The sequence below is a fragment of the Clostridia bacterium genome (assembly GCA_017405765.1).
GTDB lineage: Bacteria > Bacillota > Clostridia > Oscillospirales > RGIG577 > RGIG577.
On sequence record JAFQZS010000047.1, the window covers coordinates 97,905 to 108,922 of the forward strand.

Here is an 11,018-nt window from a genome sequence, read left to right on the forward strand (position 1 = left end):
TAAACCTTTGACATCGTGCCTGAAATGCTCTGTACGTGCGGACAATACGCATATGTTTCCGCTTAAGAAACATGATCTTCAACTTGATCTTTTAATTCCGTTTAAGCATCATTTCATTCATTGTGCTCATTCATATTCTCCGATTGAGACGTCTTGCGGTCTTTTGTTGCAATGCTGTCAACAACACGCTCCAGTTCAAAAAACGCGTCCTCGTATGTATCATACTTATTTCCGTTTATGAACCAATCTCTCTGCGCGGGTATCAGAAACTTACCGCGAAACAGCTTCGCCTGCATCTCATTTCCATTCGCGTTTTGCTTATCCTCTGCGCTGTCATGCGGACGATCATTCGCAACTCTAAGTTCAGACTTGAACTTCATAAGAGGCTGACCGTTACTGCCTTTGACCAGAAATCCGCCGCAGTTTAAATAGTCAAAATAAATCAAGTCGAGGCCATAGTTATCTGTCAGCAAATCTTCTGCGAACTCGAAAAGCGACATGAAATTCGCCGTTTCCTGGGCCGACAGCACCATACCCGTATCATTCAGAACGACAGGATCATCCGAAACATGAATGCGTATGTATTTATTATCTGTTACTGTATAAGGGTAACTATACAAAACGACTGTTACGTCAACGGTATTTACAGCAGGCTCTGACAGCAGATCCCGAACAGCACTGCGAAGCTCGGCAATTTCGCGGTCAAAGCAATATTTATACAATGCCGCCTCCGCATCCCGAACAGTATCAGGCAGTTCTTCTTTGGGATCGTTTTGCTCTTGCTGCCGACGCTTGTCTGTCAAGATCTCCTCATACTTGTAATGGTTTGTACGCTCAAAATCTTTTTCTGCGTCCGCGATGCTCCGCTTGAATTCTTCCCGACCTCTTTTAAATTCATCCCTCGTATAGCCGAAAAAGGACGCTTTATAAAGAATGTATGCAAGCATCTCGTCAGATTTGGAGAGCGATAGCTTCGTATCCGCAACATGGTAACCGAGCCATTCTTCCCGATCAGTCAGGATCCAACTGTAACTCACTATGTGTTCGTTTTCAATCTCCTTCAGAGATACCAATTCGGCTGCCGTTATGGGCCTGCCGCGCTCGTATGATTCGACAGCGAAAAATACCATTTCGCTGTTCTCTCTCGGTGTATAGCTGAGGATATCGGAAATATAGGCGTCAATGCGCCGACGGTAGGAGGCGTCGGTCTCAAAAAGCGGCATATCCCTGCTTTTGATCTTAGAGCGATCAAGACGGTCATACTCGGCATACAGGCGGATAAGTTCATCTTTTCCTATGGCGTGCAGCCATTCATACACAGTATTCATGATGAGATCCTTGTATTATAGGCGTGCACATAGAAAATGTAATCGTATTCATTTTGAGACCTCCTTTATTTTTGTACCTTTAGTATACAAGAACGGATGCACTGAAAATGGGACGTCTCATTGGATATAATGGCGTCACCGAAAGGAAAAGGAGGTTTTGCAAATGTATTCTATGCGAAAAGGCGCCGGCTCAGTCATTCAAACAGGCTTGAGGGAACTTGATGATCTAATTGGCGGATTCTATCCGGGTGAACTGGTTGTGATCGCTGCACGGCCCGGCATGGGGAAGACCGCGCTCGGCATTCAAACAGCGATAAATGCGTCAAAATGTACGGGGAAAAAGGTCGTATATTTTTCTTTGGAGTTGTCAAACGAACAGTTGAAAAAACGGATCGTCAAAGCAGATGCTGCATTCAATGCTTCGACGATCATTATCAGCGACAGTCCCGGCGCTTCTGTCGCAGATATGAAAATATTGTGCTGCGGCATGGGAGATTTGGGCTTGGTCGTGATCGACTACTTGCAGCTTCTTAACCGGCGGCAGCATGATAGGGACAGGCCGCATAAGATCGCCGAAACAAGCTGCGGTATAAAAAACATGGCGAGAGAGTTGAATGTACCGGTCGTTTGTGTAAGTCAGCTCTCAGGCGCTCTTGAAAAGCGGGAGAATAAGCGCCCGTCGCTCAGAGGCATGACACATTCGGATTATGGCGCGCTCGTGCAGGACGCCGACGTGATCATTGGCCTGTACCGTGAGAGTTATTACCGCGATAAATGTGAAAATCCTTATACTGCCGAAGCCATTGTGCTGAAAAACCGGTACGGGGAGATCGGTACCGTACCGCTTCGTTTTCTCCCGGAATGCGTGGCATTTATCTCCGCCGCGCAGCAAAGCGAGTAAGCGGAAAAGTAAACAGCGCCCGATGGGTTTTTCGTCCCACAGGGCGCTGCATCGCTCTATCGTTGAATGATCGCTCAATACACCTGCATCTCATTTTGGCGCCGCGCCGGATGAGGTTTACAGTCAAATCGGGCGCGGCGTTTTTGCCGCCGTTTTGTATTTTATTTACGGCCTTTTATTTTTCAGGGAAGTATAATCCCGCTCAAACAGTTCCTCGATCATATCTGTCTTGAGCTTCACGGCTTCTACGGACTCCAGAATGTATTTTTCAACGAATGACCGGCTTTTTTGGGGATATTTAAAGAGCTTGTTCTTTTTCTGGATGTGTGATAGCTCCCGCCGCCAGAGCAGCTTCAGCTGTTGTTTCGTTTTGGACTTGACGGACGGCTTAGGCCGGCGCAGTTCGTATTGATCAAGCTTGCCGCCCTCTTCGTTCACAACAATGATGCCCCAGTCTTCGGGGACGTGCTCCGAGACGCGGGCGGCGTGGGAAGAACCCACGACGATCATATTAAGGTCAAAAAAGCGGTCATAATCCTTTATCTGCCCGGGAAGGCGGGTATAAGTATCGGCGTCGCTTTTTATCTCGATCCCTATAAGGTCGGTATTTGTTACCATCACGAGATCCGCGCGGGATCTGCCGATGACAAGCTCGTCAAAGAACCTGACTTTTCCGTATTGAGTTTCTAAAAACAGGCATAAACCGTCTCTTATGTCCGCGTCATACAGCATATCCGCACCTCTTATGTATTTGCTTTCGCTTTGCCGCCACCACAGTATTTGGAGAAGTGGGGGGAGGGTGTTTTCACAGATGTTTTCTCTTTTCAATGGGAGTATAAGAAACGGCGTTAAAAGATAACACGCCCTGTTTATTCCAATATTTTTTGATAGCACTTCCATATGTCCAAAGGAAAACATCAATATCCTTATACGTATACTCATCAAGTTTATATAGATACCTAAATAAATCGTATGATTCCTTAAATACTCTGTACTCGCTCCATGTGCTTTTTTTGCAATTTTGGTTTTTTTGCTCAAGATAATAATTTAGAAGCGTAACAACAAGGCTATCATAGATAGGCAATCCATCAGTACAAAAATTTCTGGACACAAAGCTAAAAACTTTTGTTGCGAATGAATACTCATATCTACCTGTTATCTTTTTGCACACCTCAACAAACTCATCAATTCCCGATGCTTGGTTATCCATTTCGATGCCGCTCTTTTTGTACAATTTATCAATTTCTGTTTTACACATACGGCCAGTGTTATCTCTGTTCCAAGCTTCATTATTCCATTTTTGTTTTTCTATCCTTATCTGCGTATTGTATTTCGCATTAATCGTCCATAAGGCTGTTGGAAATGTATCATTACTTCCAATGTATTCAAATATTTTATCGTCATTATTTTTGTAATTGCTTACATCTCTGGGCAGATACTCGCAAATATTAACTTCATCGCCTTTTGAGAACAACTTAATTTTTTCAACTTTTTCTCCTTTCCAGACACGTGAACAGATAGATATCATGTTTTTTATCTCATCTGGTTCTCTTATCAATTCAAACAGCATAATCATTTCTCCTTTCTCACGTTTGAATATGTTTTCGATACAGATTTGATTTTGAACTTTACTTCTCTCTCACAGCTGTTCCACATCCTCATCCTCATCCTCATCTTCATAATATTGCTCCCGCAGCCACCCCACGTTTTCATTGAAATCCCGGATAAACGATCCATACGTCGTCATATCCGCCTCAAGAGGGGCGCAGCCTGCGGGAACGTGCATATTCAGGCTGATCGGGAGCGGGTTTGCTCCGTAGCCGCAATCAAAGTTGTTTTCAATGGCATAACTCAAGCCCTCTGCGAAAATGCAGAAGGTGTCTGCTGTCGACCCCCGCATTCCTTTGGGATATCCCCGATAAAACAAATCGCCGAACCGAACGACGTACTTATAGAGCAGCAGTCTGTTTCTTGGGATGTGATCGCCTGGAATATTGTTCTTTTCAAAATGATAGGTCTCAAAAATCAGACGTTGGGCAAGCTCTGCATCAAGTTCATTTTCGTATATCATGCGCTCCAACAAATCGTTCCAGCATGACGTCAGTTCATTATAATCTCTCATGGCAGCCCCCTCAACGTTTGAATCGCAATAGTTTTATTCTTCGTCATACATGTTCAAATCTCCTTTCTTCGTTTCTTTTTGACCGATGCGGCCCGCGTCGGTGTATTTTCACGGGACATTTGGAAACGTTCATAACAGAAGCTTCTTCGGCTGCTTTACATACATTTACATTATATCGTTTCCGTTATAATAATACAACGCCGGATGGGTGAAAAACGTCCCATAAGACCCTTGGGATCGAATCGTCTTTTGCTAGTTTTTTAGAAATGATACGTTACAAATATTATACTATCAATTCTCTTTCGCGGCGGAAGCTGCAATCGGATTCCCAGGTATGGTATAATTATAAAAAGGAGTGATGAGTATGGAAAAGCAATCATTATTCTATAATGAAATCGAGAGTTCCAAGAAATCGAAATATCATTTGGAAACAAATGCCTCGGGTGTTGTTTCTTTAACACAAGAGAATGTGTTTAAAGTATTAGCTATGATTAGCTATGATCCATCTTATAAAAAAGTATTTGATGTGACCTCAAAAGGAGAATTAAAGAACGGCAAAAACACGCCTATTACAGAAGAAGTAGATATAGATAAGTATACGGTTAATGATAACGACAATTATAGAGACGGATATTTTGGTTCATCGGCATATTGGTTTTCAAAGTTAAACGAGTCTGAAAAATGTAATGAGTTTAGGTATTTTTTATTTAAAACAATTTGCGCAGTAGACAATGAAAACAGCACACATCTAAATGGTGATGGTGTTGGTAGAATACAAATATGGGAGCGCCTTTGTGAGATAACTGAAAGTAAAGTATCAGTATTGAAAGAATTCTTAAAGACAGAAGATTTTTCTAAGGAAGAAAAAATGAAGCTGTTAAGAATAATATCAAAAGAAACAAGTCCTGAAAAAGGCAAACACCCAAGGAAAAACATTTCCTTTGCATCTAAATATTGCCATTACGCAAGTATAGCACTATTAAAGGAAGAAAAGGAAGATTATGCAGATAAATTTCCTATATATGATACAATTGTAAAAAAAGCATTGCCTCGTTATATCGAGGTTAACAAAGAAAACTATTATAGCAAATCTGTAATAACTGCATATAAGGAGTTCACAAAAGCTATTACAGAATTGAGTAACAAAGAACGTATAAGCAAAAATGGAATAGACCAATTATTATGGTATTATTATAAAGGACACGATTTGATTAAATAAGAGTTTTAAGATGCACCCCTTTTGGTGCATCTTTTTTCTTATCCTCCATATAGGTGATAACATATGAACATCAAAATACTGAGCAGAACAAAAGCGGTCAAGCTGAGTTACAAAGATCTTGAAGGCACAAAGGTAATAATTTCGATAAGCGACCCAGAGAGCGAAAGGGCGCACTTTAATAGGGAGAATAATTCGATCAAAGAGGTGCTGTATCTTTCTTTTTATGACGTCGGCGAAGAAACAATGGATGCTTTCGGCACCGGCGGACGTATGACTGCCGACGACGCCAAAAAGACAGCCCGTTTTGTTATTAAGTGGAAGGATATGGCCGACGCGATCTGGATAAATTGCGAGGCCGGCGTCTCGCGCAGCGCAGGCATTGCCTTGTCGATAATGGAATATCTGAATATGGATCTTAGTCCTGTACTAAAGAGCACGGTCTATTGTCCGAATATGCTCTGTTACGAGCTGACAAAAAAAGCCCTTTCGGAAGCGCTTGACGGCTGAAGCAACGCTCATACGGCAGCTTCAACGTTAAGGGATAAAGGCTTTACAAAGTTTACGGGGGCGCGGCGTTTAAAAGCTGCTAAGTCTTTTGCAAACAGTTTAAATCGCGGGCCGCATAATGCGCACATGTCCTGTTTTCGGAACATGCGCCGTGGTATTATTACAATAGAAAAAACAAAGGAGTGTATAAAAGATGGCTGAGGCAATAAAGAGTTTTAAAGGGGAATATGCATTTTTATCTAATTTTTATCCCTGCACGGTTGAGTATGAGGGCATGGAATACCCCTCGGCGGAGCATGCCTTTCAGGCGGCTAAGACACTGGATACAGAGAAGCGCAAATCATTTCAGGCGTATCCCTCTCCTGCTGCAGCAAAGAGAGGCGGAAGGCGAGTGAAGCTTCGTCCCGATTGGGAGGAGGTAAAGATAGGGATCATGAAGGAGATCGTCCGCGACAAGTTCACAAGGAATGCCTCGGACATGGATATAAAAAATGCCCTGCTCCTTACGGGAGAGGCATATCTGGAGGAGGGCAATAATCATAATGATAGGTTCTGGGGCGCCGTAAAGGGAGTGGGCAGAAACGAGCTGGGAAAGATACTCATGGAGGTGCGCGATGAGCTTAGGGCACAGGGATAGATAAGGCGGTCTTGAGGCGTTGGAGAAGTAGAAAAGCAGAAATATGCGGGGAGATGTCTTGCAAAAGAAGCGTCTCCCCAAATTTTTTGCGCCAAAAATGATATTGATTTTGTTCCAGAAATAGAATATAATATATACAACAAAACAGATGGAGAGATACTATGCAGCAGATTCAATATATCTCGGCTGATGAAGCCGCTAAAAAATGGGGAATATCGCATCGGCGTGTTATAACGCTTTGCAAAGAGAATAGGATACCGAATGTGGCAATGCTCGGCCATATGTGGATTATACCTGTTGAGGCAGAAAAACCCATTGACGGTCGGACTACCAGATATGATAAAAAGAATCCAGCGAAACCATTTATAAAATGGGCAGGGGGAAAAGGACAATTGTTGCCTACCATACGCAAATATTATCCTCCTAATATGGGAACAGAAATCACAAAATACTGCGAACCAATGGTAGGAGCTGGAGCTGTATTGTTTGACGTATTAAATACTTATGATATGGATGAGGTATATATTTGTGACACCAACATCGAATTGATAAACGCTTACACGGTGGTACGTGACAATCCCGATAGATTGATAGGGTTTCTCTCTGCTTTTGAGCAAGACCACCTTAGCTGCAAAGATAGCGACAGAAAGGAATACTATTATCAGCAGCGAGAACGTTTTAATACAGAAATGATGCATCCAACTAAGAGCAATTCTACTCTTCGTGCTGCTTTGTTTATTTATCTTAACAAGACATGCTTTAACGGTCTGTATCGCGTCAATCGTAAAGGACTGTATAATGTTCCTATGGGATCTTACAAAAAACCGACAATTTGTGACAGCGATAATATCAACAAAACCTCGGCTCTTTTACAGGGCGTAACAATTCTTTTCGGAGACTATACATGCATTGAACAATATGCAGATGAACATACATTTGTATACTTTGATCCGCCATATCGTCCGTTGACAAAGACAGCTGAGTTTACTTCATATACTGCGGACAACTTTAATGATGAGGATCAAATCAGACTGGGAGAGTTTATTAAGTCTTTGACGGCAGCAAAAGTAATGGCAAGCAATTCAGATCCGCATAACGTGAATGAATATGATAACTTCTTTGACGATTTATACTCCGGGTTAAATATAAGTCGAGTGTCTGCCAATCGTGCTATTAACAGTAAAGGAAAAGGCAGAGGTAAGATTCACGAATTGCTGATAACGAATTATTAGAAAAGTAGTTTTTATGTATGACGAAACAAAAATAGAATTAACTGCAAAATTATACAGCTTTCGGAAAAGATGATAAGGCGAAGTGGACATTAAAGGAAGCGCAGGATATGTATAATGATGAACTAAAGATTTCGGCTGAAAGCAATTATAAATGTCCAATTGAAAGCGCCGAAGCTCTATATGACACTATCAAGAAGTTTGTTCAGCAAGATTAAGAGGACGATGAATTATGAGAGATTTTACAACGTGGCTGTCCGGTTTTCGTAGCAGCATCTCAGATTATACTTATTATGTAAACTACAGCAAGGTTTACCGAAATGTTGAAGAAATCAAGGTAGAATTGAATATTCTTAATTCTTTAATAGGCTCAAAGGATATTGAAAATGATTTTGAAAAGTTAGCGGGCAAATATCCTGCAATTTTGAAGTGTATCCCCGTTTTGCTGGCAGTTCGTTCAAAAGAAATCTATGCGATTGACAGCGATGGTGAATATACATATAGTTTCAAAAATGAGAAACTTACCGGTTCGCAAATTGAGCAATATAAGATTTTTATGAGGAAGACCGGTCTGTTTGATTTGATTGCCAATCATATTATAAGCAATCTTGTAGATTATGCCACCGGAGTTGAAACGGGATTGGAATCAAACGGTCGGAAAAATCGCGGAGGTCACTTAATGGAGAACCTTGTAGAGGGTTTTATTCAGAAAGCGGGATTTATTAAAGACATAACTTATTTCAAGGAAATGTATATCCATGAAATTGTTGATAAGTGGAACATAGATTTATCAGCCATTTCCAATCAGGGAAAAATGGAGAAACGCTTTGATTTTGTGATAAAGACTGATAATATGATTTACGGCATTGAAACAAACTTTTATGCCAGCGGCGGGTCAAAGTTAAACGAAACTGCCCGCAGCTATAAGCAAATTAATCAAGAGGTTGAAACTATTGACGGATTCACATTTGTATGGTTTACCGATGGTAAAGGATGGGAGAGCGCGAAGCACAACCTGGAAGAAACCTTTGATGTTATGGAGCATATATATAACATCAACGATTTGGAAAATGGCATTTTGAACAAACTATAAGGAGTCAAGCTGTTATGCAAGGCGGATTATTTATAGCATTATATGATGAAAACACATTGAAATTATACTTAAAAAGAGGAATTTACGGCTTTCTTATGAAACCGGTATTCACTAATCAACCGTCAAGTAGGAGCCGCCATTATGCTATATTGGCGGATTATGCCTGCAGCAGGGAAGGCAGCGATTTATTTTTCTTTTTAAACAGAAAAATCGTATATGGCGGAAAAATCTACGGAAATAAAAAGTCTGGTTCATTCTATATCAACGGAAAGAATAGTCCTCTTGGTATAAAATCGCAGGCAAATCTATTTTGGGATGAAACAGAAAGGTATGTACCGACTGAAAAGGAAGGCGTTTTTAAGGTTAAAGGTGCAGAAAAAGCACAGCCTTATATTTTTCAGTTTCACCAAAATGCAGATACGGGCAAATATATTGCTTCAGATGATTTATATTTTGAATTAGGCAAATACCCTTATCCATTACCATCTAATAGCATGCAGGGAATGGGATTTTGTACTTTAACACCGGGGGAAGTATCGGTTTTAATGAATAAGATTCAAACATCTGATAGAAAACTTGATTTTTCTGTGACTGATGAAATCAATAAAAAAGGCGACGAAACAATTTTTGACGAATCAATGGTTGACATTAAAGATGACTTTATAAATGAAGCTCAACTAGAATTTACAATTCTTTCTTCGTTAAAACCGTTTGCCTCATTCTTAACGGAGGACTACATATTGTGTCGTCAAGTACCAATCTCTCCGTTTAAGCCAATGGATATGGATAGAGCGGATATATGTTTGTACAGCATGAGCAATCCTATAAAAGACGGTACAATACCTAATATTGTGATTGAATTAAAAAGAGGTAAAGCGAGTTATAAAGCATATGAACAAGTCAATCGTTATTTGAAATGGATAGAACAAATCAGCACAAAAGAAGAATTTGAAAATGTAAGAGCATATATAATTGCTGATTCTTTTGCAAAAATACACAAGGAAAAAGTCGACACTATATATGCGGATAAAATAGGATTGTTTTCCATTAGTAAAATGGAGTTTGAAGAAATAGAGTAGAATCATATGAGAAGTCAAATAAAAAAATGGGAACCCGAAGATTTTGAGTTGGAAATGACAACACATTGGTCATTTCCAAAGCGCGGTGATTGGGCAACTCACGATGCAAAATGGAGAGGAAACTGGTCGCCATATATTCCGCGTAATATCCTTCTGCGCTATTCGCAAGAGGGTGATTTGGTACTTGATCAATTTGCCGGAGGCGGTACAACCCTTGTTGAAGCAAAACTCCTTAATCGTGACATTATCGGCGTAGATGTAAACGATATAGCATTAAACAGGTGCAGAGAAAAAACATCTTTTGACCGTGAAGGCGCTAACGGGAAAGTATATATTCATAAAGGCGATGCGAGAAAACTTGATTTTATTCCGGACAGCAGCATTGACCTTATCTGCACACATCCGCCATATGCAGATATTATCAAATACAGCGACGATATTCCCGCAGATTTGTCGTTGCTGAAAGTAAAAGACTTTCTATTTGAGATGAAATCAGTCGCTTCAGAGTGTTACCGCGTTCTAAAAAAGGACAAATTTTGCGCTGTGCTCATGGGGGACACGCGGAAAAAAGGACATATGATACCTATGTCGTTTGATGTTATGCGTATATTTGAAGATGCCGGATTTAAGTTAAAAGAATTGATTATCAAGGAACAGCACAACTGCAAAGCCACGGGATATTGGAAAACAAACAGTGTGAAGTATAATTTTTTGTTGATTGCGCATGAATACCTGTTTGTATTTAAAAAGTAGCGTAAATAATAGAGGCCGTCCCGAAAATTGTGTAAACCTCCGATAAGGTGTAAAATAGAAGCACCATATTGGAGGTTTAATTATGAGCAGCAGAAGAAAACGCAGTTCCGAGGAACGAGCACGGAGGGAGAAAATTCGTGAATTGCTGCA

12 protein-coding genes are annotated in these 11,018 nt (G+C 40.8%); 8 read left to right on the forward strand and 4 right to left on the reverse strand.

The window, feature by feature from the left end; translation table 11 throughout:
- Nucleotides 1-113: 113 nt before the first annotated feature.
- Nucleotides 114-1,328, reverse strand: a complete 1,215-nt coding sequence (locus tag IJG50_08635; GenBank protein ID MBQ3379907.1) for a hypothetical protein — start codon at nt 1,326-1,328, stop codon at nt 114-116.
- A gap of 163 nt (nt 1,329-1,491) precedes the next feature.
- Between IJG50_08635 and IJG50_08640 the strand changes: the two genes are divergently transcribed.
- On the forward strand, nt 1,492-2,229 hold the full coding sequence (locus tag IJG50_08640) for a DnaB-like helicase C-terminal domain-containing protein (protein MBQ3379908.1): 738 nt from the start codon (nt 1,492-1,494) through the stop codon (nt 2,227-2,229).
- 165 nt (nt 2,230-2,394) lie between these two features.
- On the opposite strand, the gene IJG50_08645 is transcribed toward IJG50_08640, so the two are convergent.
- The 3 genes from IJG50_08645 to IJG50_08655 all read right to left on the reverse strand — a co-directional run bounded on the left by IJG50_08645 (nt 2,395) and on the right by IJG50_08655 (nt 4,351).
- Nucleotides 2,395-2,961, reverse strand: coding sequence for a sce7726 family protein (locus IJG50_08645; GenBank protein ID MBQ3379909.1), 567 nt, complete (start codon nt 2,959-2,961; stop codon nt 2,395-2,397).
- A 73-nt stretch (nt 2,962-3,034) separates the two neighbouring features.
- On the reverse strand, nt 3,035-3,799 hold the full coding sequence (locus tag IJG50_08650; GenBank protein ID MBQ3379910.1) for a hypothetical protein: 765 nt from the start codon (nt 3,797-3,799) through the stop codon (nt 3,035-3,037).
- Nucleotides 3,800-3,868: 69 nt separating this feature from the next.
- Nucleotides 3,869-4,351 carry a hypothetical protein gene (locus IJG50_08655; protein MBQ3379911.1) on the reverse strand — a complete coding sequence of 161 codons (483 nt, stop codon included), beginning with the start codon at nt 4,349-4,351 and terminating at the stop codon, nt 3,869-3,871.
- Nucleotides 4,352-4,715: 364 nt separating this feature from the next.
- Between IJG50_08655 and IJG50_08660 the strand changes: the two genes are divergently transcribed.
- The 7 genes from IJG50_08660 (at nt 4,716) to IJG50_08690 (ending at nt 10,868) form a co-directional block, all read left to right on the forward strand.
- Nucleotides 4,716-5,570: a hypothetical protein gene (locus tag IJG50_08660; protein ID MBQ3379912.1), complete on the forward strand. Its 855-nt coding sequence runs from the start codon at nt 4,716-4,718 to the stop codon at nt 5,568-5,570.
- 63 nt (nt 5,571-5,633) lie between these two features.
- A complete protein-coding gene (locus tag IJG50_08665; protein MBQ3379913.1) occupies nt 5,634-6,077 on the forward strand; it encodes a dual specificity protein phosphatase family protein in 444 nt (147 codons plus the stop codon).
- Nucleotides 6,078-6,270: 193 nt separating this feature from the next.
- Complete coding sequence (locus tag IJG50_08670) at nt 6,271-6,714, forward strand: NADAR family protein (protein MBQ3379914.1); 444 nt, start codon at nt 6,271-6,273, stop codon at nt 6,712-6,714.
- 161 nt (nt 6,715-6,875) lie between these two features.
- Nucleotides 6,876-7,946, forward strand: a complete 1,071-nt coding sequence (locus IJG50_08675) for a Dam family site-specific DNA-(adenine-N6)-methyltransferase (GenBank protein MBQ3379915.1) — start codon at nt 6,876-6,878, stop codon at nt 7,944-7,946.
- A 229-nt stretch (nt 7,947-8,175) separates the two neighbouring features.
- Nucleotides 8,176-9,036 (forward strand): type II restriction endonuclease, encoded by an 861-nt coding sequence (locus IJG50_08680; protein ID MBQ3379916.1) that lies wholly within the window; start codon nt 8,176-8,178, stop codon nt 9,034-9,036.
- 14 nt (nt 9,037-9,050) lie between these two features.
- Nucleotides 9,051-10,115 (forward strand): hypothetical protein, encoded by a 1,065-nt coding sequence (locus IJG50_08685; protein MBQ3379917.1) that lies wholly within the window; start codon nt 9,051-9,053, stop codon nt 10,113-10,115.
- A gap of 6 nt (nt 10,116-10,121) precedes the next feature.
- On the forward strand, nt 10,122-10,868 hold the full coding sequence (locus IJG50_08690) for a methyltransferase domain-containing protein (protein ID MBQ3379918.1): 747 nt from the start codon (nt 10,122-10,124) through the stop codon (nt 10,866-10,868).
- Nucleotides 10,869-11,018: the final 150 nt, after the last annotated feature.